The sequence below is a fragment of the Pseudomonas sp. JS3066 genome (genome assembly GCF_036328175.1).
In the GTDB taxonomy this organism is placed as follows: domain Bacteria; phylum Pseudomonadota; class Gammaproteobacteria; order Pseudomonadales; family Pseudomonadaceae; genus Metapseudomonas.
In genome coordinates this window covers 3,851,908-3,877,093 of record NZ_CP143312.1, presented here as the reverse complement: position 1 = coordinate 3,877,093, position 25,186 = coordinate 3,851,908, and the positions used below count along the sequence as shown (strand labels likewise).

At 63.2% G+C, this 25,186-nt stretch carries 29 protein-coding genes; 22 read left to right on the top strand and 7 right to left on the bottom strand.

Annotation, left to right across the window (positions count from 1 at the left end; translation table 11 throughout):
• Positions 1 to 25: 25 nt before the first annotated feature.
• From SA496_RS18290 to SA496_RS18275, 4 genes are all read left to right on the top strand, one after another.
• A complete protein-coding gene (locus SA496_RS18290) occupies positions 26 to 1,174 on the top strand; it encodes a serine hydrolase domain-containing protein (protein WP_280359638.1) in 1,149 nt (382 codons plus the stop codon).
• A 191-nt stretch (positions 1,175 to 1,365) separates the two neighbouring features.
• Positions 1,366 to 2,031 carry an OmpA family protein gene (locus SA496_RS18285; RefSeq protein ID WP_256661059.1) on the top strand — a complete coding sequence of 222 codons (666 nt, stop codon included), beginning with the start codon at positions 1,366 to 1,368 and terminating at the stop codon, positions 2,029 to 2,031.
• A gap of 48 nt (positions 2,032 to 2,079) precedes the next feature.
• Positions 2,080 to 2,727, top strand: a complete 648-nt coding sequence (gene pdxH / locus SA496_RS18280) for a pyridoxamine 5'-phosphate oxidase (RefSeq protein WP_120649802.1) — start codon at positions 2,080 to 2,082, stop codon at positions 2,725 to 2,727.
• 269 nt (positions 2,728 to 2,996) lie between these two features.
• Positions 2,997 to 3,155: a hypothetical protein gene (locus SA496_RS18275; RefSeq protein ID WP_153917297.1), complete on the top strand. Its 159-nt coding sequence runs from the start codon at positions 2,997 to 2,999 to the stop codon at positions 3,153 to 3,155.
• A gap of 41 nt (positions 3,156 to 3,196) precedes the next feature.
• Here SA496_RS18275 and SA496_RS18270 read toward each other — a convergent pair whose 3' ends face one another.
• Positions 3,197 to 3,430 (bottom strand): hypothetical protein, encoded by a 234-nt coding sequence (locus tag SA496_RS18270; protein WP_120649803.1) that lies wholly within the window; start codon positions 3,428 to 3,430, stop codon positions 3,197 to 3,199.
• 160 nt (positions 3,431 to 3,590) lie between these two features.
• Here SA496_RS18270 and SA496_RS18265 point away from each other — a divergent pair, with 160 nt between their 5' ends.
• From SA496_RS18265 to SA496_RS18225, 9 genes are all read left to right on the top strand, one after another.
• A complete protein-coding gene (locus SA496_RS18265; RefSeq protein WP_120649804.1) occupies positions 3,591 to 4,055 on the top strand; it encodes a glycine zipper 2TM domain-containing protein in 465 nt (154 codons plus the stop codon).
• A 232-nt stretch (positions 4,056 to 4,287) separates the two neighbouring features.
• Positions 4,288 to 7,083, top strand: a complete 2,796-nt coding sequence (locus SA496_RS18260; protein WP_330114261.1) for a monovalent cation/H+ antiporter subunit A — start codon at positions 4,288 to 4,290, stop codon at positions 7,081 to 7,083.
• Positions 7,083 to 7,418, top strand: coding sequence for a Na+/H+ antiporter subunit C (locus tag SA496_RS18255; protein ID WP_120649806.1), 336 nt, complete (start codon positions 7,083 to 7,085; stop codon positions 7,416 to 7,418). The genes SA496_RS18260 and SA496_RS18255 overlap by 1 nt, the downstream gene beginning before the upstream one ends.
• Positions 7,415 to 8,914 (top strand): monovalent cation/H+ antiporter subunit D, encoded by a 1,500-nt coding sequence (locus SA496_RS18250; protein ID WP_330114260.1) that lies wholly within the window; start codon positions 7,415 to 7,417, stop codon positions 8,912 to 8,914. The genes SA496_RS18255 and SA496_RS18250 overlap by 4 nt, the downstream gene beginning before the upstream one ends.
• Positions 8,911 to 9,408 carry a Na+/H+ antiporter subunit E gene (locus SA496_RS18245; RefSeq protein WP_120649808.1) on the top strand — a complete coding sequence of 166 codons (498 nt, stop codon included), beginning with the start codon at positions 8,911 to 8,913 and terminating at the stop codon, positions 9,406 to 9,408. Before SA496_RS18250 ends, SA496_RS18245 begins: the two co-directional genes overlap by 4 nt.
• Positions 9,396 to 9,665: a K+/H+ antiporter subunit F gene (locus SA496_RS18240; RefSeq protein WP_120649809.1), complete on the top strand. Its 270-nt coding sequence runs from the start codon at positions 9,396 to 9,398 to the stop codon at positions 9,663 to 9,665. The genes SA496_RS18245 and SA496_RS18240 overlap by 13 nt, the downstream gene beginning before the upstream one ends.
• On the top strand, positions 9,662 to 10,009 hold the full coding sequence (locus SA496_RS18235) for a Na+/H+ antiporter subunit G (RefSeq protein ID WP_120649810.1): 348 nt from the start codon (positions 9,662 to 9,664) through the stop codon (positions 10,007 to 10,009). The genes SA496_RS18240 and SA496_RS18235 overlap by 4 nt, the downstream gene beginning before the upstream one ends.
• A gap of 84 nt (positions 10,010 to 10,093) precedes the next feature.
• On the top strand, positions 10,094 to 10,999 hold the full coding sequence (locus tag SA496_RS18230) for a DMT family transporter (protein ID WP_330114259.1): 906 nt from the start codon (positions 10,094 to 10,096) through the stop codon (positions 10,997 to 10,999).
• Positions 11,000 to 11,022: 23 nt separating this feature from the next.
• The gene (locus tag SA496_RS18225; protein ID WP_280359639.1) at positions 11,023 to 11,529 is read left to right on the top strand and encodes a GNAT family N-acetyltransferase; all 507 of its coding nucleotides are present in this window, start codon (positions 11,023 to 11,025) and stop codon (positions 11,527 to 11,529) included.
• Here the strand turns inward: SA496_RS18225 and gap are convergent.
• Both gap and SA496_RS18215 read right to left on the bottom strand, forming a co-directional pair.
• Positions 11,526 to 12,524 (bottom strand): type I glyceraldehyde-3-phosphate dehydrogenase, encoded by a 999-nt coding sequence (gene gap, locus SA496_RS18220; RefSeq protein ID WP_330114258.1) that lies wholly within the window; start codon positions 12,522 to 12,524, stop codon positions 11,526 to 11,528. The genes SA496_RS18225 and gap overlap by 4 nt on opposite strands.
• Positions 12,525 to 12,595: 71 nt before the next feature.
• On the bottom strand, positions 12,596 to 13,267 hold the full coding sequence (locus SA496_RS18215; protein WP_153917306.1) for a COG3650 family protein: 672 nt from the start codon (positions 13,265 to 13,267) through the stop codon (positions 12,596 to 12,598).
• A 69-nt stretch (positions 13,268 to 13,336) separates the two neighbouring features.
• Here SA496_RS18215 and SA496_RS18210 point away from each other — a divergent pair, with 69 nt between their 5' ends.
• A complete protein-coding gene (locus SA496_RS18210) occupies positions 13,337 to 13,732 on the top strand; it encodes a DUF488 domain-containing protein (protein ID WP_120649814.1) in 396 nt (131 codons plus the stop codon).
• Between the two features lie 5 nt (positions 13,733 to 13,737).
• Here SA496_RS18210 and SA496_RS18205 read toward each other — a convergent pair whose 3' ends face one another.
• The gene (locus tag SA496_RS18205) at positions 13,738 to 14,337 is read right to left on the bottom strand and encodes a short chain dehydrogenase (RefSeq protein WP_120649815.1); all 600 of its coding nucleotides are present in this window, start codon (positions 14,335 to 14,337) and stop codon (positions 13,738 to 13,740) included.
• A gap of 121 nt (positions 14,338 to 14,458) precedes the next feature.
• On the opposite strand from SA496_RS18205, the gene SA496_RS18200 reads away from it, so the two are divergent.
• On the top strand, positions 14,459 to 15,373 hold the full coding sequence (locus SA496_RS18200; RefSeq protein WP_120649816.1) for a LysR family transcriptional regulator: 915 nt from the start codon (positions 14,459 to 14,461) through the stop codon (positions 15,371 to 15,373).
• Between the two features lie 59 nt (positions 15,374 to 15,432).
• Here SA496_RS18200 and SA496_RS18195 read toward each other — a convergent pair whose 3' ends face one another.
• Positions 15,433 to 15,867 carry an HIT family protein gene (locus SA496_RS18195; RefSeq protein WP_120649817.1) on the bottom strand — a complete coding sequence of 145 codons (435 nt, stop codon included), beginning with the start codon at positions 15,865 to 15,867 and terminating at the stop codon, positions 15,433 to 15,435.
• 808 nt (positions 15,868 to 16,675) lie between these two features.
• On the opposite strand from SA496_RS18195, the gene SA496_RS18190 reads away from it, so the two are divergent.
• The 5 genes from SA496_RS18190 (at position 16,676) to arfB (ending at position 20,828) form a co-directional block, all read left to right on the top strand.
• Positions 16,676 to 17,797 (top strand): beta-ketoacyl-ACP synthase III, encoded by a 1,122-nt coding sequence (locus SA496_RS18190; protein WP_120649818.1) that lies wholly within the window; start codon positions 16,676 to 16,678, stop codon positions 17,795 to 17,797.
• The gene (locus SA496_RS18185; RefSeq protein WP_120649819.1) at positions 17,797 to 18,408 is read left to right on the top strand and encodes an RNA polymerase sigma factor; all 612 of its coding nucleotides are present in this window, start codon (positions 17,797 to 17,799) and stop codon (positions 18,406 to 18,408) included. Before SA496_RS18190 ends, SA496_RS18185 begins: the two co-directional genes overlap by 1 nt.
• Positions 18,402 to 18,635, top strand: coding sequence for a zf-HC2 domain-containing protein (locus tag SA496_RS18180; protein ID WP_120649820.1), 234 nt, complete (start codon positions 18,402 to 18,404; stop codon positions 18,633 to 18,635). The genes SA496_RS18185 and SA496_RS18180 overlap by 7 nt, the downstream gene beginning before the upstream one ends.
• 286 nt (positions 18,636 to 18,921) lie before the next feature.
• Entirely contained in the window at positions 18,922 to 20,235 is a 1,314-nt protein-coding gene (locus SA496_RS18175) for an OprO/OprP family phosphate-selective porin (protein WP_120649821.1), read from the top strand.
• Between the two features lie 179 nt (positions 20,236 to 20,414).
• Positions 20,415 to 20,828, top strand: a complete 414-nt coding sequence (arfB, locus tag SA496_RS18170) for an alternative ribosome rescue aminoacyl-tRNA hydrolase ArfB (RefSeq protein ID WP_120649822.1) — start codon at positions 20,415 to 20,417, stop codon at positions 20,826 to 20,828.
• A gap of 20 nt (positions 20,829 to 20,848) precedes the next feature.
• Here arfB and SA496_RS18165 read toward each other — a convergent pair whose 3' ends face one another.
• Entirely contained in the window at positions 20,849 to 21,736 is an 888-nt protein-coding gene (locus tag SA496_RS18165) for a neutral zinc metallopeptidase (protein ID WP_330114257.1), read from the bottom strand.
• A 148-nt stretch (positions 21,737 to 21,884) separates the two neighbouring features.
• Between SA496_RS18165 and SA496_RS18160 the strand changes: the two genes are divergently transcribed.
• Together SA496_RS18160 and SA496_RS18155 are read left to right on the top strand one after the other, a co-directional pair.
• The gene (locus tag SA496_RS18160) at positions 21,885 to 23,189 is read left to right on the top strand and encodes an ATP-binding protein (protein WP_330114256.1); all 1,305 of its coding nucleotides are present in this window, start codon (positions 21,885 to 21,887) and stop codon (positions 23,187 to 23,189) included.
• A gap of 4 nt (positions 23,190 to 23,193) precedes the next feature.
• Positions 23,194 to 24,108 (top strand): response regulator, encoded by a 915-nt coding sequence (locus tag SA496_RS18155; protein ID WP_330114255.1) that lies wholly within the window; start codon positions 23,194 to 23,196, stop codon positions 24,106 to 24,108.
• Between the two features lie 42 nt (positions 24,109 to 24,150).
• Here the strand turns inward: SA496_RS18155 and SA496_RS18150 are convergent, their stop codons facing one another.
• The gene (locus SA496_RS18150) at positions 24,151 to 25,158 is read right to left on the bottom strand and encodes a bile acid:sodium symporter family protein (RefSeq protein ID WP_120649825.1); all 1,008 of its coding nucleotides are present in this window, start codon (positions 25,156 to 25,158) and stop codon (positions 24,151 to 24,153) included.
• Positions 25,159 to 25,186: the final 28 nt, after the last annotated feature.

The following is a 25,186-nucleotide window of genomic DNA, read 5'->3' as shown; positions in this document are numbered from 1 at the left end:
TCCATTTTCTTTCAGGAGCATGCCGGTGCAGACCCAGGGCTATTTCGACTTGCGCTTCGAAGCGGCGAGAGACGCGTTCGCCGAACTCTTCGCTGATCCGCAGGAGCGCGGCGCCGCCCTTTGCGTGCAGGTCGGTGGCGAGACGGTGCTCGATCTCTGGGCCGGCGTGGCCGACAAGGATGGCCAGCAGGCCTGGCACAGCGACACTATCCTCAACCTGTTTTCCTGCACCAAGACCTTCGCCTCCGTAACGCTGTTGCAGCTGGTGGGGGAGGGCAAACTGGAACTGGACGCCCCCGTGGCGCGCTACTGGCCTGAGTTCGCTGCAGCAGGAAAGGAGCGAATTAGCGTTCGCCAACTGCTTTGTCACCGCGCCGGCCTGCCCGCGATTCGCGCCTTGTTACCGGCCGAGGCCCTCTACGATTGGGAAGCGATGACGTCGGCCCTGGCTGCTGAAGAGCCTTGGTGGACACCCGGGGAGGCTCATGGCTATGCGCCTATCACCTACGGCTGGCTGATTGGCGAGCTGATTCGCCGAGCCGATGGCCGGGGACCGGGCGAGTCCATCGCTGCCCGCATCGCCCAACCTCTGGGGCTGGATTTTCATGTGGGCCTGGCGGATGAGGAGTTCCATCGCGTCGCCCATATCGCACGTGCCAAGGGCAACATGGGGGATGCCGCGGCGCAGCGGCTGCTCAAGAGCATGATGACCGAGCCGACGTCGGTCAGTACCCGCTCGTTCACCAATCCGCCGTCGATCATGACCAGCACGAACAAGCCGGAATGGCGTCGCATGCAGCAGCCTGCGGCCAATGGCCACGGCAACGCGCGCAGCGTGGCGGGTTTCTATGCCGCCTTGCTGGACGGCGAGCTGCTGGACTCGGAGCTGCTCGCCGAACTGACCCGTGAACACGCCCAGGGCGAGGACCTCACCCTGCTGACCTCCACCCGCTTCGGCCTCGGCTGCATGCTCGATCAACCGGACGTAACAAATGCCACCTATGGCATGGGCCGTTACGCCTTCGGCCATCCCGGCGCAGGCGGCTCCACCGGCTTTGCCGATCCGGAGCGCGAACTGGCCTTTGGCTTCGTCACCAACACCCTCGGCCCCTATGTGCTGATGGACCCGCGAGCGCAAAAACTGGCACGCGTGGTCAAAGACTGCCTGGGCTGAGCCACTCGTCAGATACCCTGTTTATTTCTTTGCTGATTAAAGGCTTGGCGCGAAAATTTAAGCTCGATTGAGAGATTAAAACGCCATCAGCTGATGCTGGCGAGCGGCCTTCAGCGACTACGGAATCCTGCCCCATGAAGCTGTTAAAGATTTCCACCCTGATCCTCTGTGTGTCTGCCTCCGGCTGCAGCATGCTTGGCCAGCAGAAGGCCGAGGCGCCTGTTGCCAAACCCGAGAAGACCGTCTCCGCCAGCAAGGGCTGGTGGCCCTTTGGTGGTGACGAAAAGGCCAAGCAAACCAAGGTTGCCAAGGTGGATACTAAGGCGACCCAGGCTTGGCTCGATCAGTACGAGCCGCGCCTGCGCGAGGCGGTGAAGGGCAGCAAGCTGGAATTGGAGCGTCGTGAGAACGTGCTGGTGGTGACCCTGCCGGTCGACCCGTCCTACAACCCGGATCGCCCGAGCATGCTGCTGCCTATCACCCTTGGCCCCATTACCAGAGTGGCGAAGCTGGTGGAAGGCGATCCCAAGACCGCGGTGCTGGTCCTGGGCCATGCAGATAGCTCCGGCAAGGACGAAATCAACCGCAAGCTCAGCCAGGAGCGCGCCCAGTCCGTTGCGGCGATCTTCCGCCTGAGCGGCCTGCAGCGTGATCGCCTGTCCCTGAAGGGGCTGGGCTCGGATATGCCGCGCGCCGCCAACGACAGCCAGCAGGGCCGTTCCCTCAACCGCCGTGTCGAGATGATCCTGACGCCGCAGGAAACCCTGGTTGCGCTAATAGCCCAGTACAACAAGCCGGCCAAGCCGGAGCCGCTGGACAAGGCCAAGAAGGTGGTTGCGGCAGATCAAACCGAATAGGCCTGGCTTGGGTAAGCTATTGGTTTTCCGAACACAGGACTGCCAATCATGACCCAGACCCTGGCCGATATGCGCCGTGACTATGCCCGTGACGGGCTCAGCGAGGAACAGGCTCCCGCAGAGCCCTTCAGCCTGTTCCAGAGCTGGTTCGGCGATGCGGTGAAGACCGAGCAACTACCGGTCGAGCCCAACGCCATGACCCTCGCTACGGTCGACACCGAAGGCCGTCCCCATTGCCGGGTCCTACTGCTCAAGGGACTGGATGAGCGCGGATTCACTTTCTTCAGCAACTACGACAGTGCGAAGGGCGATCAACTGTCGGCCAATCCATTCGCCGCCATGACCTTCTTCTGGCCCGCCCTAGAGCGCCAGGTACGAATCGAGGGCAAGGTGGAGCGGGTGAGCCCGGCCGAGTCCGACGCCTACTACCAGGTTCGTCCGCTGGGTAGCCGCCTGGGTGCCTGGGCATCGCCACAGAGCCGGGTGATCCGCGATCGCGCGGAGCTCGAAGCGCTGCTGGCGAATACCGAACAGCGATTCCTCGATAGCGCACCCAGCTGCCCTCCGCATTGGGGCGGCTATCGCTTGCTGCCCGAGCGGATCGAGTTCTGGCAGGGGCGCCCGAGCCGTCTGCATGACCGCCTCAATTACCGGCTCGTGGATAGCGCCTGGGTTCGCGAGCGCCTGGCACCCTGACTTTCCCGAGAGAAGGCGCGAGGCCATCGACCACTCGCGCCCGAATCCGCTTTACCGCCTGGAAACGGTTGAGCCGTCCGGCCTTGATTGGCGGCTTTCCGGCGTTGAATTCGAAGTAGCGGCAGATGTGACAACCCGCTATGCGGGGCCTGTGGCGCCACTCATGTTTCCGGCCTGAAGAAGGATGCCAATCCCACGTAGGTGGAATCGCTCGACGCGGCGCCAGGGGCATTACGCGCAGCGGATCGCCGCTTGCTAGGGCCGAGACCATGGCCTGCACCTGCGCGCAGGTGCAGGCCAGCGGCCTGGGGTTTGCCGCGCGGGCCTTTCTCGGTGCCCGCTTCCGCTCCGTAGTCGAGCTGGTGGCGGAAGTTCGCCTCGACCCCCAGAGCTTGCATGGCAAGACGCCCGCTGGGCGCGGTGCGTAGCTCGATATCACCCGGCTATAGGAGCTCCCCGCTAACCGCCCTCAGGCGGTGTAACGCTGCGCCGCCCGCTCAAGCCACACCTGCAGGTCCTTGCGTCTGACGCCTTGGGCGCGGGCGGCCTGCAACTGCTCCAACATGAAGGCTTGCTTGTCCTTGTCGCCCCCGGCCAGGGACAACGCGAGGTCGCGATCAATCCAGCGCTTGATGCGAACGTACAGCCACCAGTGAAAGTAGAGGCCGGCGATGGTGGTGATCGCGATGATGAAGTAGTCCATGGGCTAACCTTGAGTGACAGGGAGCTTGTGGGAAATTTCCTTTGAAACTGTCAGAAAGCTGAATTCAGGCTGAACGATACCTGAGTAGTCAGCCCGCTCTGGTGACAGCCTCCGCGGCGCGGAGTCTAATGGACAAGTAATTAATTCTGGAGGAATTGCTATGCGTAAACCCTATCTGCTGGTTGCCTCTTTCACGGCAGTGGCACTGGCGCTGGGTGGCTGTCAGTCGAGCCTGACCGGAGACACCTATTCCCGTGACGAAGCTCGACAAGTGCAGACCGTGCGCATGGGCACCATCGAATCCCTGCGACCGGTGAAGATCGAAGGCACCAAGACGCCAATCGGCGCCGGTGCCGGCGCTGTTGTCGGCGGCATTGGCGGCAGCACCATCGGTTCCGGTCGCGGCAGTGCAGTCGCAGCCGTGATTGGCGCAGTTGCAGGCGGTCTGCTGGGTGCGGCTGCCGAAGAGGGCGTTACCCGTACCCAGGGCGTCGAAATCACTGTACGTGAAGACGATGGTTCGATGCGCGCCTACGTCCAGGAAGTCCAACCCAATGAAGTCTTCCGCGTGGGCGAGCGTGTGCGCATCACGACGGTCAACGGCACCAGCCGCGTCGCCCACTGAGGCTAAGCTGTCCCAATCGGGACAGCTTGCTGTTTCCCTCCCCGCTTCCACGTATGTCGGCGATAGCGTCATGGCGCTATCGCCGTTTGGAGTGGACGTTCTCCGCAATTGCTAGCGTTTTGAAATAATTCAATCTATCGCGATGAATCGATAGTAATGGATAATCGCTGGGTTTTTTTCTTGCCATTTCCGTTACTTGGAGGAAGTTGGCGCTGACCTAGGGGAGATATGGATGATTCTGGCGCTCATTGTCGCGCTGCCCTTTCTCGGGGCACTTCTTCCGCCGCTGGCCGAGCGCCTTGGCCGTTCCGTTTGCGCGGCCGTCACCGCATTGTTGCCGCTGACCGGCCTCGTTCTCCTGTTGTCCCAGACCGATAGCGTCTTTGCCGGGCACACCCTCAACTTCGTCCAGCCCTGGCTACCGGGCTTCGGCCTCAGCTTCAACCTTCGACTGGATGGCCTGGGCTACCTGTTCGCCCTATTGATTCTCGGCATCGGCCTGTTGGTGATCCTTTACGCCCGCTACTACCTGTCGAAGGAAGAGCCCATGGGGCGCTTCTTTGCTTTCCTGCTGCTGTTCATGGGCGCGATGCTGGGCGTCGTGATGTCCGAGAATCTGCTGCTGATGCTGGTGTTCTGGGAGCTGACCAGCCTGTCTTCGTTCCTGCTCATCGGCTTCTGGGGTTATCGCTCCGATGCGCGCAAGGGAGCACGGATGGCGCTGGCGGTTACCGGTGGCGGTGGCTTGGCGTTGTTCGCCGGGATATTGCTGGTAGGGCATATCGCCGGTAGCTTCGAGCTGACCCAGGTGCTTGCCGCAGGCGAGCAGATCCGCGCCCACAACCTCTATCCGGTGGCGCTGGTGTTGGTGCTGCTGGGTGCATTCACCAAGTCCGCGCAGTTCCCGTTCCATTTCTGGCTGCCCCACGCCATGGCCGCGCCGACCCCGGTGTCCGCCTACCTGCACTCGGCCACCATGGTGAAGGCCGGGGTGTTCCTGCTGGCGCGGCTGTATCCGGCCTTGTCCGGTTCCGACCTCTGGTTCTACCTGGTCAGCCTGAGTGGCCTGGCGACGTTGCTGTTCGGTGCCGGCATGGCGTTGTTCCAACATGATCTCAAGGGACTGCTGGCTTACTCGACCATCAGCCATCTCGGCTTGATCACGTTGCTGTTCGGCCTCGATTCGCAGCTTTCCAACGTTGCCGCAGTGTTCCACATCATCAACCACGCCACGTTCAAGGCTTCGCTTTTCATGGCCGCGGGAATCATCGACCACGAAACCGGCAGCCGCGACATGCGCCTGATCAACGGGCTGTGGCGGTACATGCCGCATACCGCGGTGCTGGCGATGGTGGCCTCTCTTGCCATGGCCGGCGTGCCCTTGCTGAACGGTTTCCTCAGCAAGGAGATGTTCTTCGGCGAGACGTTGCAGCAGGACCTGTTGGGTAGCTTCAGCTGGGTAGTGCCGGCGGCGGCGACCCTCGCCGGGGTTTTCTCGGTGGCCTATTCGCTGCGTTTCGTCCACGACGTCTTCTTCAATGGCGAGCCTGCTGTCCTGCCCAAGTTCCCGCCTCACGAGCCGCCGCGCTACATGAAGGTGCCGGTGGAGATCCTCGTATCCCTCTGCCTGCTGGTGGGCATGCTGCCGGGCATCACGGTCGCGCCTCTGCTCGCTACTGCAGCCTCGGCCAGCCTGGGGGGCACTTTGCCGGAATATGACCTGGCGATCTGGCATGGCTTCAACCTGCCGCTGGCCATGAGCCTGGTCGCGCTGGTGGGCGGCGTGCTGGTCTATGTACTGCGCAAGCCGCTGTTCCGCTGGTACGCCGACCTGCCCGATACCGATGCCAAAGAAGTGTTCGAGCAGCAAGTGCAGCGCTGTGTCGTGGCCGCCCGCTGGATCACCGGCCACCTGGAGAACGGCTCCCTGCAACGTTACCTGTCGCTGCTGCTGGGCGCTGCAATGGTGATGGTGGCGCTGTCTCTCGCGCCCTTGCCGCAGATCGCTGGCGAACGTCCGCTGACACCATTGGACGGCATCACCGCCCTGGGTTTGGTGGTGCTGGCGTTGTCTGGTGTGTTGACGGCGATATTCCATCGCCAGCGGCTGATCGCGCTGATGATCCTCGGTGTGGCCGGCTTGCTGGTAGCACTGGCATTCGCCCGGTTCTCCGCACCTGACCTGGCGCTCACCCAACTGGTGGTGGAAGTGGTGACCCTGGTCCTGCTGATGCTGGCGCTCTACTACCTGCCGTCTCGTACGCCGGGGGAAAGCTCCAGCCTGCGTGGACTGCGCGATTTCATCCTGGCCTGTGCGGTAGGCGTGATGGTGGCGTTGCTGGCCTATGCCGTGCTGACCCGTCCATACGAAGGCATCGCCGATTTCTTCCTCGCCAATAGCGTATCCGGGGGCGGCGGCACCAACGTGGTCAACGTGATACTGGTGGACTTCCGTGGCTTCGACACCCTGGGCGAAATCACCGTCCTGACGATTGCCGCCGTGGGTATCTTCGCCATGCTCTCGGGACTGCGCCTGGAAAATCCGACCTGCGACCCCCAGGGGCGCAACTGGGCCGGTGCCAAGCACCCGCTGATTCTCGAAACCCTCTCGCGCCTGATGCTTCCCCTGGCCCTGCTGATTTCGGTGTTCATCTTCCTGCGCGGGCATAACCTGCCGGGTGGCGGATTCATAGCCGGCCTGGTCACCGCGGTGGCCCTGGTGCTGCAGTACATCGCCAGTGGAATTGCCTGGGTGGAACAACGCCTGCCGTTGAATTACCAGCGCATGGCGGGTGCCGGGGTGCTCATTGCTGGACTCACTGGCCTCGGTAGCTGGGCCTTTGGCCGCAACTTCCTCACCTCGGCTTTCGGCCATTTCGAGCTGCCGCTGGTGGGGGAATTCGAGCTGGCCACCGCCATGCTGTTCGACCTCGGCGTCTATCTGGCCGTGGTTGGCTCGACGCTGCTGGTACTGGTCAACCTCGGACGGCTGAGCCTGTCCCCGCCTGCGATCAAGGAGATTCATTGATGGAGGCGCTGTTCGCCGTAACCCTCGGCCTGTTGACCGCAAGCGGCATCTACTTGTTGCTGCGCGGCCGGACTTTTCCGGTGGTACTTGGGCTGACCCTGCTGTCCTACGCAGTCAATCTGTTCCTCTTTGCCATGGGGCGTCTGGCCGGTGAAGCGGCGGTGCTCGGGCGCGACGTGCAGTTTGCCGACCCCGTGCCGCAGGCCCTGGTACTGACCGCCATCGTCATCGGCTTCGCCATGACCGCCTTCGTGGTGGTGCTGGCCCTGCGCGGCGTGGGTGATCTGAACAGCGATCATGTCGATGGCCACACCGACGGGGAGTCGGCGCCATGATCCACCTGACGATACTGCCCGTCCTGATTCCGCTGTTCACCGGCGCGCTGCTGCTGGTGCTGCCGTCCAACGAGCGCCTCAAACGCAGCCTTTCGGTGCTCGCTACCCTGGCGCTGATACCGGTGGCGCTGTACCTGATGCAGCAGGCTGGCGATGGCCAGTTGCGTGTCTATGCCCTGGGCAGCTGGCAGCCTCCCTTTGGCATTATCCTGATGCTGGACCGCCTTGCAGGGCTGATGCTGCTGGCGACCGCCGTACTGGCCAGCGCTGCCGTGCTCTATGCCGTGCGCGGCGATGATCGCATCGGTCTGCGCTTCCATGCGCTTTTCCAGTTCCAGTTGTTGGGAATCAACGGCGCCTTCCTCACGGGCGACCTGTTCAACCTCTTCGTGTTCTTCGAAATCCTGCTGATCGCGTCCTATGCGTTGCTGCTGCATGGCGGAGGTGGCGAGCGGGTCAAGGCGGGCATGCACTACGTGATCCTCAACCTCGCCGGTTCGGCGCTGTTCCTGATCGCAGTGGGCGCCCTCTACGGCATCACCGGTACCTTGAACATGGCCGACATGGCCCGCCAGGTGGCCGCAGCCGGACCGGAAAATGCCCCGGTGCTGGCCGCAGCCGGACTGGTGTTGCTGCTGGTGTTCGCCCTCAAGGCGGCACTGCTGCCGCTGTACTTCTGGCTGCCACGCGCCTATGCGGCGGCGAGTGCTCCGGTGGCCGCGCTCTTCGCGATCATGACCAAGGTGGGCATCTATTCCATCCTGCGGGTATACAGCCTGGTCTTCGGTCCCGAAGCCGGAGAGTTGGCCAACCTGGCGCAGCCCTGGCTCTGGCCGCTGGCCCTGGCGACGGTAATCCTCGGCGCTCTGGGCGCACTGGCGGCCACTACGTTGCAGGGCCTGCTGGCCTACCTGGTGGTGGTATCCGCCGGCACCCTGCTGGCAGCCATCGCCCTGGGTACCCCCGAAGCCCAGGGCGCTGCACTTTTCTATCTGCTGCACAGCACCTGGGTGGCCGGAGGCCTGTTCCTCCTCGCGGACCTGGTCAGCCGGCAGCGTGGGGAGAAGGCGGGCCACCTGGTGCAAGGACCGGCACTGCAGAACCCGAACATCCTTGGCGCGGCGTTCTTCCTCGGTGCCATTGCGGTGGCTGGTCTCCCGCCTCTGTCGGGCTTCTTCGCCAAGCTCCTGCTGCTCCAGGCAGTGCCGCCGGGCGCTGGTGCATTGCCGCTGTGGAGCGTGCTGCTGATCGGTGGCTTTGTCAGCCTCATCGCCCTGAGCCGCGCGGGCAGCACATTGTTCTGGCGCACTGGCCACCAGGTGCTCGGCAGCGCGGAGCTGGACGGTGGCCGATTGCTCGCCACCCTTTTGCTGTTGGCCGGCAGTCTGCTGCTGGTGGCGTTTGCCCAGCCACTGCTCGATTACGCCCAGGCCACAGCCATGCAGCTGCATGACCTGAACCTTTACCGCGCCATTCTCGAGGGGAGCGGAGCATGATTCGAAGAATCTTTCCTCACCCCGCCGAAAGCCTGCTGCTGCTGTTCGTCTGGTTGCTGCTGGTGGATTCCTTCGCCTTCGGCCACTGGCTGATGGGGGGCTTCCTCGGCTGGGCGATTCCGTTCTTCTTCCAGCCGCTGTTGATCGAGCGTCCGAAACGCTGGCACCCGCTCAAGTTGATGCGCTTCCTGCTGATGGTGGTGGGGGACGTGCTGGTGGCCAACTTCCAGGTGGCGCGCCTGACCCTCGGCCGTGTCGAAGCGCTGCGTCCCGCCTTCGTCGAGGTCCCCATCGAGCTGGACAACGAACTGGCCATCAGCGTGTTGGTGAGCGTGGTGTCGCTGACACCAGGTTCGCTGGCCGCCGACCTCAGCGCCGATCGCCGGACACTCCTCGTGCACGGCCTGGACGTCCCGGACAAGGCGGCCATGGTGGCCGAGATCAAGTCGCGCTACGAGGCGCCGCTGAAGGAGATCTTCCCATGCTCGGCCTAGTGATCCCCCTTTGCCTGGCCATGCTCGGCCTGGCGCTGCTGCTGACCCTGGCGCGGCTCATCAAGGGGCCTTGCCTGCCGGATCGCGTGCTGGCGCTGGACACCCTCTACATCAACGCCATCGCCATGCTCGTGCTCTACGGCATCTGGAAGGGCAGCAACCTGTTCTTCGAGGTCGCACTGCTGATCGCCGTGCTCGGCTTCGTCAGCACCGTGGCGGTGGCCAAGTACATGCTGCGCGGAGACATCATCGAATGACCGGCGAACACTTGGCCCTCTGGTTGGAAATCCTCGTGTGTGCGCTGCTGATCCTTGGCAGTGCCTTCATGCTGATCGGCGCCATCGGCCTCTATCGCCTACCGGACTTCTTCATGCGCCTGCATGGCCCGACCAAGGCCACCACCCTGGGCGTGGGTGGCGTGGTGATGGCTTCGCTGGTGTTCTTTTCGGCCGATGCCGGCGGGATCAGCCTGCACGAGTTGCTGATCAGCCTGTTCCTCTTCATCAGCGCCCCGGTCAGCGCCTATATGCTGGCCAAGGCAGCGGTGCTGCAGCAGTTGCCGCTGGACCAGAAAACCCGCGGCAAGCCCTGGAACCAGTGAACGCAACAGTTTCTCCTGCCGGCTGTGCCTGTCTGGCCCCATGGACGGCCGTCTAGACTGGCGACTTTCTCCCGGAGGTGAAGCATGGCGCAGCAAGGTCGACTGGTGGCGGTGGTCTGCCTGGTGCTGGCCATGGCGCTCTGGGGCAGCTCCTTCATCGCCCTCAAGCTGGCCTTCCAGGAGGTCGCCCCGCATTGGGTGATTTTCGCGCGTATGGCCTTGGGCAGCCTGATCTTCCTTGCCGCCTGGCGCTGGCGAGGCAACCTCGACTACCGGCCTGGCGACTGGAAATACCTGCTGGGCCTGGCCGCCTGCGAACCCTGCCTCTACTTCATTTTCGAAGCCCTGGCGCTGCAGCACACCAGCGCCTCCCAGGCCGGAATGATCACCGCGCTTCTACCGCTGCTGGTAGCGGTGGGTGCCTATGGCTTGCTACATGAACGGATCACTCGCGGCACCCTGGCTGGCTTCGTCCTCGCCGTGGTCGGCGCAGTCTGGCTCAGCCTGGCCAGCGACTCGGATAGCCATGCCCCGCAGCCGCTGCTGGGCAATTTCTACGAGTTCCTCGCCATGCTCTGTGCCACCGGCTATACGCTGCTGCTCAAGCACCTGTCATCGCGCTACTCGGCCTTCTTCCTGACCGCCATGCAGGCCTTCATCGGCAGCCTGTTCTTCCTGCCCCTGGCATGGGTCACTTCGCCCTTGCCGGAGTCCGTCAGCGCGCTGGGCGTTGGCGCCATGATCTACCTCGGCACCGTAGTCACGGTGGGTGCCTATGGCCTCTACAACTTCGGCGTCTCGCGGTTGCCGGCGAGCCAAGCCACCGGCTTCATCAACCTGATACCGGTGTTCACCCTGGTATTTGCCTGGGGCTTGCTGGGTGAGCGGCTGACTTTCGTGCAACTGCTCGCTGCCAGCGTGGTGTTCGCGGGTGTTGCGCTGAGCCAGTGGAAGAGCGCATCTCCGGCTCCGGCCGGGGTGCTGGATTGATCGTTCTGAACAATGCCTTCGCCATTCGCCTGGCCACCGCTGATGACATCCCAGCCTTGTGCGACCTGATCCTCGCGCATGGTCCCAACCCGTGGAATCACCTGCCACCAGATGAGGTCCGCGCCCACTTGCGGGGCATCGCCGATGCATCCGTAGGAGCGATCCTGGCGGAAGGCGAGGGGAGTCTGGCGGGCTTCGTCAGCTTCTACCTGAGCCAGGACATCCAGGTCCATCAGCAAGCCGGAAGGCAGGATCAGCTCCAGGGCTATGTCTGTGAGGCCGTGGTGCATCGCGATCTGGCCGGGCGCGGGTTGGGCACGCGACTACTTTTGGCCGCCATGGAGAAACTGGCCGCGCTTGGGACTGTGGACATCTATATCCAGCGGCATGAGGAGAACCTCGCCTCGGCGGGCATGATGCGCAAGGCCGGCTTCCGCGAGGTGTCGACCTTCGACGATCCTGCCCGCCGGCCCAACGGTTCTCGCCGGACCACCCTCTGCCACTGGAGCTCGGGCGGCGCAGCTTTCTAAGGGTTCAGCCACGCCAGGACCACGTCCAGCATCCGGTTGGCGAAGGCCCATTCGTTGTCGTACCACGCCAGTACCTTCACCAGCTCCCCTTGCACGCGGGTGTGATTGAGGTCGACCACGCAGGACACCGGATAGCCATTGAAGTCGCTGGATACCAGCGGCAACGCGTTGCACTCCATCACGCCCGGCGGCAGGTTCTCCGCACCGGCTACGAGGGCCGCATTGAGGACTTCGCGGCTCGTCGGGCGTTCGGCGATGAACGTGAGATCCAGCAACGACACGTTCGGCGTTGGCACCCGAACCGCCAGGCCATCCAGGCGTCCTGCCAGCTCCGGCAGCACCAGGCCGATGGTCTTGGCCGCGCCAGTGCTGGTGGGAATCATCGAGAGAGCCGCAGCCCGTGCGCGATAGGGGTCGCTGTGGCTCTTGTCCAGCAGATGCTGGTCGTTGGTGTATGCATGCACCGTGGTCAACAGGCCGCTGCGAATCCCCACTTCGCGGTGCAGCAACATGGCCAACGGCGCCAGGCAGTTGGTGGTGCAGGAGGCATTGGAAACGATCTGCTGGCTGCCCAGCTGGTCATGGTTGACCCCGAACACCACGGTCAGGTCGGCGGTTTCGAGGGGGTGCGACAGCAACACTCGCGGCGCACCCGCGGTCAGGTGCTGCTCCACTTGGGCGCGCTTCTTCAGCTTCCCGGTGCATTCCAGCACCAGGTCCACGCCAAGCTGGTCCCAGGGCAGGTTGACCGGGTCACGCTCGCGCAGCAGGTGAATGATCTGGTTGTTCACCTGCAGGCGATCATCGCTCAGGTGAACATGGCCGGAGAAGCGGCCGAAGGTCGAGTCGAAACGGGTGAGGTGGGCCAGCGATTCGAAATCGCCGAGGTCATTGATGGCTTCGATGCGCAGGCGCTGGTCGAGACCCCGCTCGAACAGAGCACGAACGAGCGCGCGACCGATGCGCCCATATCCATTCAGGGCGATGCGCAGCATGGTGTTCTCCTTCCTTTGATCCTTCCCTCAGCTTAGTGGTGAAGGACGAGGAAGGAGACCGCTGCCAATCGTCAGTTGTCGCGGGCGCCGCCGAAGGAGGCACAGCCACGTTGCGTCTTGCCGTCCAGGCGCAGCTCGGCGGTCAGGTGCTGCACCGCACCGTTCATGCTGTCGACACAGCGTTGGGGCGCTACCCAGAGCTCCAGGTGTTGGCCATTGGCTTCGCTGGACAGGTTGAATCGGCCGTCCGGCAGTTGTTCTTCCATATAGGGAAGGGCCAGGGAAGGTTGGCCGGGACGGTCGAGAATCAGGCCCTTGCCACTGACGCTGATGCTCCAGTCCGGCTCATGGCCGCTGGCGCGCAGCAGCAGGCGCTTGAAATTGAGGTCATCGCAGCCATGGCCTTCGCGCTGCAGGCGGTAGAGGGTCTTCAGGTTCAGCTGGCCGTCGGCGTCCGGCAGCTTCGTTGCGCCCATGCTGGCGCGAATATCAGCGAACAGGGTGCCGGGACCATCCGCCGAGAGGTTGGCGGCTTCAGGCAACAGCCCGGTGGCGCCACTGTCGACCAGCGCGAAGCGGCGTTTCTCGCCACAGGGGCTGAACATCACCTGCCCGGAGACTACGCTCAGCTCACCCTGCAGGCGCACCATGTTGGCGTCGGGAGCAGGGGCTTTGTCGGCGAACATCTGGCAAGCGCCGAACAGGGGCAAGAGGCTGAACAGCAAGGGGCGGGCGAAGCGCATAGTGGGTCTCCTTCAGGGAGCGGCAACGTTACCGGTGCGCAGCTTCCGGCTCAAGCGCGGAGAAGGCAGATGATCCAGTGCAAGCGAGTCTTTGATGCGGTGCAGTCCGGAGATGGCCAGCGGGTACTGGTGGATCGACTGTGGCCACGCGGATGCCGAAAGGAATCTTTGGCCCTGACCACCTGGCTGAAGGAGGTGGCGCCTTCAGACAGCCTGCGCAAACAGTTCTGCCATGATCCGGCGCTATTCGATGAGTTCCGCCTGCTATACCGCGCGGAATTGGCGGCCCATCCCGAGTACTGGCAGGGACTGCTGGAGATGGCCCGCAAAGGCGACCTGACCCTGCTCTACGCCGCCAGGGACGAGGTGCACAACAACGCCCGGGTGCTGGCGGATTTTCTCGAGGAAGAGCTTGAACGCAGCGGTCCACCCAGTTCGCCGGTGTGTTATGCCGGCGAACTTTAGGGGGGTCAGCCCACGTGGTAGGTCTGCCCGGTTTGCGCACCTTCCGTGCTCTTGGCGTAGGCCAATGCCGCCTCGGCTGCCGGTACCGCCTTGTAGCCACGGAAGTAGGGTGCGTAGTCGGGCAGGGCCTCCTCGATCACGGTCGGGCTGACGCTGTTGATGCGCATGCCGCGCGGCATCTCCAGGGCGGCGCTGCGCACGAAGGCATCGATGGCGCCGTTGACCATGCTGGCGGATGCGCCGAAACGGATCGGGTCGTGGCTCAGCACCCCGGAGGTGAGGGTGAACGAGGCACCGTCGTTGGCGAACTCGCGGCCGATCAGCACCAGGTTCACCTGGCCCATCAGTTTGTCCTTCAGGCCGATGGCGAACTCGGCTTCACCCATTTCCGCCAGGGCGCCGAAATGCACCTTGCCGGCGGCGCTGATCAGGGCGTCGAAGGGGCCGACCTTCTCGAACAGGCGACGAATCGAAGCAACGTCGGTGATGTCGGCTTGCAGCTCACCGCTGTTGCGGCCGACGCGGATGATTTCGTGGCGCTCGGTGAGCTCCTGTTCGATGGCCTTGCCAATGGTGCCGCTGGCACCGACGAGAATGATTTTCATGGGACCGGATCCTGTGTGGAGGAATGAACGACAGGTCCAGTGTAGAGTGCTGCCTGTTGTCGATAATCCATGCAATTGGAAAAATTTGGTTTTCAATTGGAAACAATAGGACCGCATTTCAATGAGCGAAATGGATGATCTGGCCGCCTTCGCGGTGCTGATGGAAGCCGGTAGCTTCACTGCTGCTGCCGAGCGGCTGGGCTGCAGCAAGGGGCAGTTGTCCAAGCGCATCCGGTTGCTGGAGCAGGGGCTGGGGGCTTCGTTGCTGCATCGCACGACGCGGAGGCTGGACCTGACCGCCGCAGGGGCAGCCTTGTTGCCGGAGGCACAGGCCCTGGCCGCCCAGGCCGAGCGAGCCAGGCAATCGGTGCGGCGCCTGCAGGAGGAACTGGCCGGCTGCGTGCGCTTGACGGTGCCGGTGTCCCTCGGTGAAACCTTTTTCGATGCGCTGTTGCTGGACTTCACCCGGCAGTACCCGCAGATCCGTGTTGAGCTGGACCTGCACAATGGCTATCGCGACCTCGTGGCGGAAGGTTTCGACCTGGCCATTCGTTCAGGCGTGGACATGGATGAGCGTCTCGTGGCGCGGCCGCTGTTCTCCCTGGAGGAAATCACCTGCGCTACCCCGGCCTATCTAGCCTCCCACGGTGAACCCCGGCAACCGGCAGACCTGGCCCGCCACCAGTGCCTGCTGAACACGCATTACAGCGGTTTCGAGGAGTGGCTCTATCACCAGCAGCACCGGCTGGAGCGGGTAAAGGTGGCGGGTGCGCTGGCGAGCAATCACTACAGCTTGCTGAAGAAGGCCGCTCTCTCTGGCGCCGGCGTTGCGCGGCTGCCCTCCTACATGATCTACGACGAACTGGCCGATGGCCGTCTGGTGTGGCTGCTGCGCGACTTCCAGACCCGTCAGACGCCAGTCTTCCTGGTTCACCCCTGGCAAGGCGGGCTACCGAGACGCACCCAGGTACTGGTGGACTACCTGCTGGCCTGGTTCGAGCGCAGCCGGCGAAAACTGGATAAAGCGGGAGAGTAGGGCAGGGGCGGCGCCAGGACGGAACAGCGCTGTCCGTCCTGGCGCAATGGGAGAGGGTGTCAGGCCAGATGCTTCAGCAGGCGTGCCTGCAGGGCTTGCAGTTCATTCGGGTCGGCCTTTTTGCTGGCGTGGATTGCCAGCGACTCGCCCTCGAAGCGCGGCACGATGTGCATGTGAATGTGGAACACCGTCTGGCCCGCCGGTGCACCGTTGAACTGCGCCACCTGTACACCGGCCGGTTGCAGTTCCTGCACCAGTACGTGGGTCAGCCGTTGCACCACGGCCATTACCTTGGCCAGGGCGTCGGTTTCGATCTCCAGGATGTTGCGGGCGGCGGATCGCTTGGGGATCACCAGCGTGTGGCCAAACGACTGCGGGAAGATGTCGAGGAAGGCGAGCACGTCGTCGTCTTCGTAGAGTTTGTAGCAGGGGGCTTCGCCGCGAATGATCTGGGCGAAAACGTTCTGCGGATCATAGGTGCCGTGCAAGCTCATCGAAGGCTCTCCATTTGCCGATTGCGAGCCGTGCACATTAACGCCCGGCGCGACGCCGGAAAACCCCGGAAGCGCCCATCCGCCACACCGACCGCTGCATCCACTGCAAGCGCAACCGCAGCATCCGGCGATTCGTCGATTTTTTCGGCCATGAGCCGGTAATCAAGGCGCTGAGACCCGTATTCGTCTGCAAGAGGATGCTTAATCGCTAATAATTTGAACTGGCAATTACTCCCATTTTGTCTTGAGGAGCTTCACCGGCAGGCTGGCTACTTTGCGGCCAGTGCCAGATCCCCTTCAGCTTTGCATGTAGGAACGATCGATTTCTGACCTTGTGCCGCGGGTTGTCCAGGCAGTCCGCGGCTTTCCTTTCTTGTTGGCCTGCTAGCCAAGTGGCCATTTCCGGTCATGCACATCCAATTGGGTGCTGAATCCACGGCCGTGAAACTGCGGGCGAACACCGCTGCGAACGACTAGGGTATCCAGGGTCGAAAGTGGACCGATGGTTCTGCGTTTTTGCCGACGTTCTGGCAAAAGTCCCCGTCGCCAGCCGCCGTTTCTGGCGTTACCCTTCGCATCTGGATAAGAAGTGGAGCACCGCAAAGCTGACGTCGGCGATCCCGCCACCTGGCACCAAGCCCGCCAGCGAGGCACGACGAAGGATGTACGCGCCAAGGCTTCCACCCCTGTTTGCTGTTTCATTCCGCCTGCGGGATGACCCTTTTTCCGCTGCCGGCCTGTCGTGGCCGGTAGCTGACTGCCTGAACCGGCCGTTCGAGCGAGCGGCCCAGTATCGAGAGGATCGACCGTGCACAACGTCGTAATCAGTGGCACCGGCCTGTACACCCCGTCCAACAGCATCTCCAACGAGGAGCTGGTGGAGTCCTTCAATGCCTACGTGCAGGCCTACAACGCCGAGAACGCCGGCGCTATCGAGCGTGGCGAAATCGAGCCCCTGGCCGAATCCAGTGTGGCCTTCATCGAGAAGGCATCCGGCATCAAGAGCCGCTTCGTGGTGAACAAGGACGGCATCCTCGATCCCAAGCGCATGACGCCGCGCATTCCGGAGCGCACCAACGATGAGTGGGGCATCCTTTGCGAAATGGCAGTTGCCGCCGCGAAGCAGGCGCTGGAGCGTGCAGGCAAGACCCCGGCGGACATCGACGGTGTGATCGTCGCCTGCTCCAACCTGCAGCGTGCCTACCCGGCGGTGGCGATCGAAGTCCAGGCGGCGCTCGGTATCGACGGCTTCGGCTACGACATGAACGTCGCCTGCTCCTCGGCCACCTTCGGTATCCAGGCTGCCACCACCGCAGTCCAGACCGGCCAGGCCCGCGCCATCCTGATGGTCAACCCGGAAATCTGCACCGGCCACCTGAACTTCCGTGACCGCGACAGCCACTTCATCTTCGGCGATGCCGCCACCGCGGTGATCATCGAACGTGCCGACCAGGCCACTTCCAGGCACCAGTTCGAGGTCGTGGGTACCAAGCTGCTGACCCAGTTCTCCAACAACATCCGCAACAACTTCGGCTTCCTCAACCGCGCCGCGGAAGAGGGCGTGGGTGCCCGCGACAAGCTGTTCGTCCAGGAAGGCCGCAAGGTGTTCAAGGATGTCTGCCCTATGGTCGCCGAGCTGATCGCCGCCCACCTGGAAGAGAACAAGCTCAACGTCACCGACGTGAAGCGCTTCTGGCTGCACCAGGCCAACCTCAACATGAACCTGCTGATCGCCCGCAAGTTGCTGGGTCGTGAGGCCGAGCCGCAGGAGGCGCCGGTGATCCTCGATACCTACGCCAACACCAGCTCCGCCGGTTCCGTGATCGCCTTCCACAAGCACCAGGACGACCTGCCCAGTGGTGCGCTGGGCGTGCTCAGCTCCTTCGGCGCCGGCTACTCCATCGGCAGCGTGATCCTGCGCAAACGTTGATGAACCAACCGGCCGACGCTGACCTGCTGCCCCGGCTCCTGGCCGGGGAGCAGGGCGCGTTTCGCGAGTTGATCGGCACCTACCAGGGCGCCATGCGTGCAGTCGCCTATGCCATCGTCGGCCAGCGGCATGCCGATGAGGTGGTACAGGACGCCTGGCTGGCCGTGGTGCGCAACCTGGACGGCTTCCAGCAGCGTTCAAGCCTCAAGACCTGGCTCCTCACCATCGTCGCCAACAACGCCCGCAGCCGTCTCAAGCAGAACCGCCGCGAGGTGTTGCTCGACGACCTGCCTGCCCCCCACGGGAGCATCGGTGCTGATCGTTTCGCCGAAGATGGCCACTGGGCCGCGACCCTGCCGGCCTGGCACGAGGATTCGCCCGAGGCCCTGCTCACTGAGGAGGAGCTGCGCGAATGTCTGGAGAAGACCTTGCTCAGCCTCTCGGAGATGCAGCGCAGCGTGGTGTTGCTGCGTGAGCGCCAAGGGCTGGAATTGGAAGAAATCTGTAATTTATTGGAGATATCGCTCTCCAATGTCCGGGTGCTGCTGCATCGTGGACGCCTGAAGCTGTTCGCCACGCTGGAACATTTCGAGGAGACAGGCCAATGCTGACGTGCAAGGAACTGGTTGCCCGTTCCAGCGAATTGCTCGATGGCGAACTGAGTTTTCGCGAGCGCATGGCTGTGCGCCGCCACCTCATGCTGTGCCGCAACTGCCGTCGCTTCATCAAGCAGATGAAACTGACCCAGGCAGTCGTCCGCCTGTTGCCGGAGGGCCAGGGTGCCGAAGTGGACGACCTGGCCGCACACCTGGCGCAGAAGCGCCGCGATTCCCTCTAGCGTTCCATTCCCGCCCGCTTCGTGAGTAGTCGCGAATCCGCATATTCGCAAGTCGCCTATTTCAAGTCCCTTAAGCTCGTCTTGCTCGGCAAAAACACCTGAAAGCCGCGTGGTAGAGCGTCTGCGTGCTTATGAAATTTCGAAGTAAAAAAGTTCCGTTGTCACAAAATATTTATATATAAGCAACTGAGCTGAAATAACCCGCCGCCAAGATTCCCCACCAGCACCGACGAGCCCAGACGCTCTCGTGTTTTCTAACGCTAAAGACCAATAGGGGAACCCTTCGATGATCCGTAAGCACTTCGCCGGTTTTGCCGCCAGCGCCATGGCTCTGGCCATTTCCGCCCAGGCTTTCGCCGGTACCGTTACCACTGACGGCGCCGATATCGTCATCAAGACCAAAGGCGGCCTGGAAGTCGGCACCACCGACAAGGCTTTCAGCTTCAAGCTCGGCGGTCGTCTGCAGGCTGACTACAGCCGCTTCGACGGCTTCTACACCGTGAACGGCGACACTGCCGACGCCGGTTACTTCCGTCGCGCGTTCCTGGAACTGGGCGGCATCGCCTTCTCCGACTGGGCCTACCAGATCAACTACGACTTCTCCCACAACGCCGGTGGCGATGCCAAGGCTGACGATGGCTACTTCGACGAAGCCTCCATTGCCTACATCGGCTTCCAGCCGGTGGTGATCAAGATGGGTCGCTTCGACCCCGACTTCGGCCTGGAAAAGGCCACCAGCTCCAAGTGGGTAACTGCCCAGGAGCGCACCGCCGCCTATGATCTGGCCGACTATGTGAACAACCACAACGGTGGCATGGGCGTGCAGGTGTCCGGCACCTACGGCGCGTCCCTGTACGGCTCCGCCGGCCTCATGGCCAACGACGCCACCAACCGCGACGAAGACGGTGACAGCGTCAAGCAGTTCAACCTGCGCGGTGTATTCGCTCCGATGCACGAGGCCGGCAATGTCCTGCACTTTGGCGTGAACTATGCCACCCGCGACCTGCAGGATACCTCCTTCGACGGTCGTATCCGCAGCCGCCTGGGCATCCGCGGTGTGAGCACCGAAGGTGGCCAGGACGCCGGTAGCAACGGCAACCGCCTGGTACTGGCCGGCGCCAACAACACCCCGGTCGGCGCTTACGACAACGACAGCACCGTTGGCCTGGAAGCTGCCTTCGCCACCGGTCCGTTCTCCATCCAGAGCGAATACCTGAAGCGCGAAGTCGAAGCCAAGGCTGCCAACCGCGAAGACATCGATGCCGACGGCTACTACGTGCAGGTTGCCTACACCCTGACCGGCGAAGCCCGCGACTACAAACTCGGCAAGTTCGACAAGATCAAGCCGGCCAACAAGGGCATCGGCGCCTGGGAAGTGTTCTATCGTTACGACAACATCAGTGCTGAAGACGACAACGGCGCCTTCGCCAACATCGACGACGTGGAAGCCAAGGTGCACAACCTCGGTGTGAACTGGTACGCCAACGAAGCCGTCAAGCTCAGCGGCTACTACGTCAAGACCAAAGTGGACAACGCCACCAACGCGGTGGGCGACGACGACGGCGACGGCATGGTCTTCCGTGCCCAGTACGTGTTCTAAGACGACACGGGTTTCCGCTCCTTTGCTTGAGCCCCGCCATCTGGCGGGGCTTTTTTACGCGCACGGAAAAGTGCGGAAGGGCGAGCGGCCCCGCCTTGGGGGCAGATCAACCACGGCTTCCTGGCGTGCCCGGCGTCGCCTACGTATGCTCTGCACTCCCGCCTTTCGGTTGTCGCGCCATGCTGCTGATCTCCAACAGCGTCCACCTTCCCCTCGATGAGATTGAATTGTCCGCCATCCGCGCCCAGGGGGCGGGCGGGCAGAACGTCAACAAGGTCTCCAGCGCGATGCATCTGCGCTTCGATATCAACGCCTCGTCGCTGCCGGACTTCTACAAGGAGCGCCTGCTGCAACTGCGCGACAGCCGCATCACCGCTGACGGCGTGATCATCATCAAGGCGCAGCAGTACCGCACACAGGAACAGAATCGCGCCGACGCCCTGGAGCGCCTGGCGGAGCTGATCCGTAGCGTGACGAAAGTGCAGAAAGCAAGACGGCCGACCAAGCCCACGCTGGGCTCGAAGAAGCGTCGGCTGGAAGGCAAGGCCAAGCGCGGGGCAATCAAGGCCGGCAGGGGGAAAGTGGATTTCTGAGGTCGTGGGTATCCGACCCGCTACTGCGCCAATCCGGTGAACAGCTGCATGCATCGCTGCGGGTCGCCGGTTTCGATTCCGGTATACAGCCACTTCTGGCGCTGCTCGAGGCTGCCGTGGGTCAGCGGGTCGCGCATGGGGGCTTTGCCTGGGATCGTGCCCTGTTCCTGTGTGTAGGCCATGACCGTCTGCAGCATCTTGTCCACGTCATCGGGATTGACCCATGGGTATTTGCGCTGGGCATAGCCGACCCAACTGCCCGCCAGGCAGTCGGCCAGCAGCTCCTGGGCGACCATCAGACCCTCCGACCCTGAGAGTTTGACGCCACCTTCCTTCATATCCTTGATCCAGCTGTTGACGCCCACCAGGTTCTGCATGTGGTGGGCCACCTCGTGCGCCACGACGTAGCTGCGTGCGAAGTCGCCGACTTCGGGTGCGTTCTTGTGCAGGCCGTCGAGGTGGTCCAGATCCAGGTAGAGACTCATGCTGCCGGGGCAATAGAAGGGACCGCTGGTTGTTCCGGTGTCCTTGCAGGGCTTTTCAACTTTGCCGCGGTACGTCACCAGCTTGGGCTTCTTGTAGGAGTAGTCGCCACGGGCGAGGAATTCGCCCCAGATGTCCTCGATGCTCTCCATCATCAGCTCCACCAGCTCCTGCGAGTCGGCCGGCGCTTGCGCCGGGGCCGGTACCGGCGCGGCGGCAACCGGGGCAGACGGGGCTTCGGTGGAGTTGCTCCCCGGGAAGAGTGGCGGGGGCGGCTTCAGGCGTTCGAACAGCTGCGCCGGGCCGAACGCGAGGTAGAGCGTCACACAGATCAGCGCCACCGCCATCAACAGCCAGGCAAGGATTCGCAGCAGGCGGAGCAGCAGACCTTTGCGGGGCCTCGGGGTGGCGGAGTTTTCGGGCATGGTGGCGTTTCCTTGTGGCGTCGAGGTTCAGTGTTGTCGTTACTTCGTGTCCTCGCCATTTGTTTCTTGCATGAGACATCTGTCACATGGTGGCAACCTGATGCTGCTTGAATGCCCTGCACCTCAAATGTCGCCCGGAGTACCGACCATGGCAGCCGAAAGCAGTCTGGCTCGCCTTCTCAAGACCGTGGAGCCGTTGGCCCCGGATATGAGTATCAGTGATGTGGCTGATCGCCTGCTGACCCCTGAGCACAAGGCTTTCCTGTCGCTGCCGGTGGTGGACGCGCAGGGCAAGCCACTGGGATTGGTCAGCCGCTACACGTTGCAGGATATTTTCATGCAGCGGTTCGGCCGCGACCTCTGGGGCCGCCGTCCGGTGGGCGACGTGATGAATTCGGCGCCGCTGACCGTGGCCCTCGCTTCTGGCCTGGAGCCGGCAGCCAAGCAGGTCACCGCACAGCTGCAGTACCCCATTACCGAAGATTTCATCCTGGTGGACGAGCAGGGACGCTACCTGGGACTGGGTACGGTGCTGGACTTGCTGAAGGCCATGGAGCTGCGCATCGCCCAGCGCAACCGGGTACTGCGCCAGGCGCTGGTCGACCTGAAGGAATCCCAGGCGCAACTGGTGCAGTCGGAAAAGATGGCGTCCCTCGGCCAGATGGTGGCGGGCGTCGCCCACGAGCTGAACACGCCGTTGGGGTATGTGAAGAACAACGTGCAGCTGATGGAAGAGCTGACCACGCCGCTGTTCGCCCTGGCCGCGAGCCAGGCTGCGCTGGCCGCTTGCCTCGAAGACCCGGCCTGCGACGAACAGCGCCTGGCCGATGCGCTGGAGCAGGCCGCCGCCAGCCGCGAAGCGGCCGCTCCCGAGCTGCTGGCCGACGACCTGCGCCAGCTGTTCGGCGACACGCTCTATGGCCTCGGCCAGATCTCCGAACTGGTATCCGGACTCAAGGATTTTGCCCGTCTGGACCGTGCCATGAGCGAGGAAGTGGACCTCAACGAGTGCATCCGCAGTTCCTTGCTCATCGCCCGCAACCACATCAAGGACAAGGCCGAGGTGCTCCAGCTGCTCGGTGAGCTGCCGCGTATCGCCTGCGCGCCGTCGCAGATCAACCAGGTGCTGCTGAACCTCTTCACCAACGCCGCCCAGGCCATGGATGCGCCGGGACGCATCCAGGTGAAGAGCTGGGCCGACGACGGCAATGTCTGCATCTCCGTGCAGGACAGTGGACGGGGCATGCCGCCGGAAGTCATGCAACGCATCTTTGATCCGTTCTACACCACCAAACCGGTGGGGCAGGGTACGGGGCTGGGGTTGTCCATCAGCTACAAGATCATCCGCGACCACGGCGGCAGCATCCGCGTGGCCTCGGAGCCGGGGCGCGGAACGCGCTTTCTCATCAGCCTGCCGCGCAGTCAGGCGGTCGAACTGAAACGGAGTGCCTGAGCCCATGAATTCACCTGTCCGCATCCTCTTCGTCGATGACGAGGAACGCATCCTGCGTAGCCTGGCGCTGCAGTTCCGTCGCCAGTACGAGGTGATCACCGAGAGCGACCCGTTGCGGGCGCTGGAGCGCCTGAAGGAAGAATCGGTGCAGATCATCGTCAGCGACCAGCGCATGCCGCGCATGAGCGGCGCCGAACTGCTGGCCCGCTCGCGGGAGGCCGCACCGGAGTGCCTGCGCATCCTGCTGACCGGCTATTCGGACCTGGATGCTGCGGTGGAAGCGCTGAACAACGGCGGCATATTCCGCTACCTGACCAAGCCCTGGGACCCGCAGGAGATGGCGTTCACCCTGCGTCAGGCGGCGGAGATCGCCGAGCGCCAGACCTGCGCGCCAGTCACTGCCGCCACCAGTGATCTGGCGGCGCCGCTGAACCTGCTCTTGCTCGACGAAGACCCGGAAACCCTGCACTGCGTAGAAGCCTTCTGCCAGGCCGGTGGGCACCGGCTGATGCGTGCCAACAATCTGAGCGAAGCGTTGGTAACGCTGAACCTGGAACCCGTGGACCTGCTCGTCAGCGACCTCAAGCTAGGTGACGAGGACATGGCGCCGCTCCTGAAATCCCTGGCCCAGGCTCATCCGCGCCTGCTCAGCCTGGTAGTGACGCCCTTCCGAGACACCCAGGCCCTGCTGAAACTGATCAACGAAGCACAGATTTTCCGCTACCTGCCCAAACCCATCCGCCGGGGGCTGTTCGAGAAGGGCCTGAAGGCCGCTGCCGAACAGGCCTTTCTCTGGCGTTCCCAACCGCTGGACCTGGTCCCGCGCATGGCCGAAGCCCCGAAAGAAGCAGGCGAAAACCAGAAGGTCGGCAGCCTGCTCGGCATGCTGGCGCGGCTGCGCGAGCGGATGATCGCCTGAGCCCCTGCCGGCGGGGCATCAGGACAGGTCCGTTCGAGTGTTTCAGGGCCTGGAAGCGCTTTCAAACGGTGACCCGAGCGTGGGTGTTTCCGGGCGCTGCGCAAAACGCTGGGACAGGACGGAGCACACCATCAGCTGGATCTGGTGAAAAAGCATCAGCGGGAGAATGAGCATCCCGATGCTGCTGCCGGCGAACAGTACCTGCGCCATGGGCACGCCGGTGGCCAGGCTCTTCTTCGACCCAGCGAAGAGAATGGTGATGCGGTCTTCGAGATTGAAGCCCAGCCACTTGCCCAGCAGATTGACGATGGTGAGCACCAGGGCCAGCAGCAGGCAGCAGCCGACTACGATGCCGAGCAATTTCAGCGGAGGGACCTGCTGCCAGAGCCCGCCGATCACGGCCGCGCTGAATGCCGTGTAGACCACCAGCAGGATGCTTCCCTGATCGACGTACTTCAGCCATTGCTTGTTGCGATTGACCCAGCCGCCGATCCATTGGCGGGCGATCTGCCCGGCGACAAAGGGCAGCAGCAACTGGATGCTGATCTTGCGGATGGCCTCGACGGTGGAGCCGCCGTCGCCATGAACCCCCATCAGAAGTGCGACCAGAACAGGCGTAACGAATATGCCGAGCAGACTCGACGCAGCGGCACTGCAAATGGCCGCCGGGATGTTGCCGCGAGCCAGAGAGGTGAAGGCAATGGCCGATTGCACGGTAGCGGGCAGGGCGCAGAGATAGAGGAAACCCGCGTAAAGCTCGGTACCCACCATGGGCAGCAGCACCGGCTTCAGTGCCAGGCCCAGGAGCGGGAACAGACCGAAGGTGCAGAGGAACACCAGCAGATGCAGACGCCAATGGCCGGCGCCGGCGATCACGGCATCGCGCGACAACTTGGCGCCGTGCAGGAAGAAAAGCAGGCCAATGGCGATGTTGGTTATCCAGTCGAACGCCACCGCGACCTGACCCTGGGCGGGCAGCAGAGTGGCAGCGGCAACGACGGCGATCAGCGTCAGTGTGAAGTTGTCGGGGAGAAAGCGCGGGCGGGCCATGGATGGATTCACTGATTGTCATTCGGGA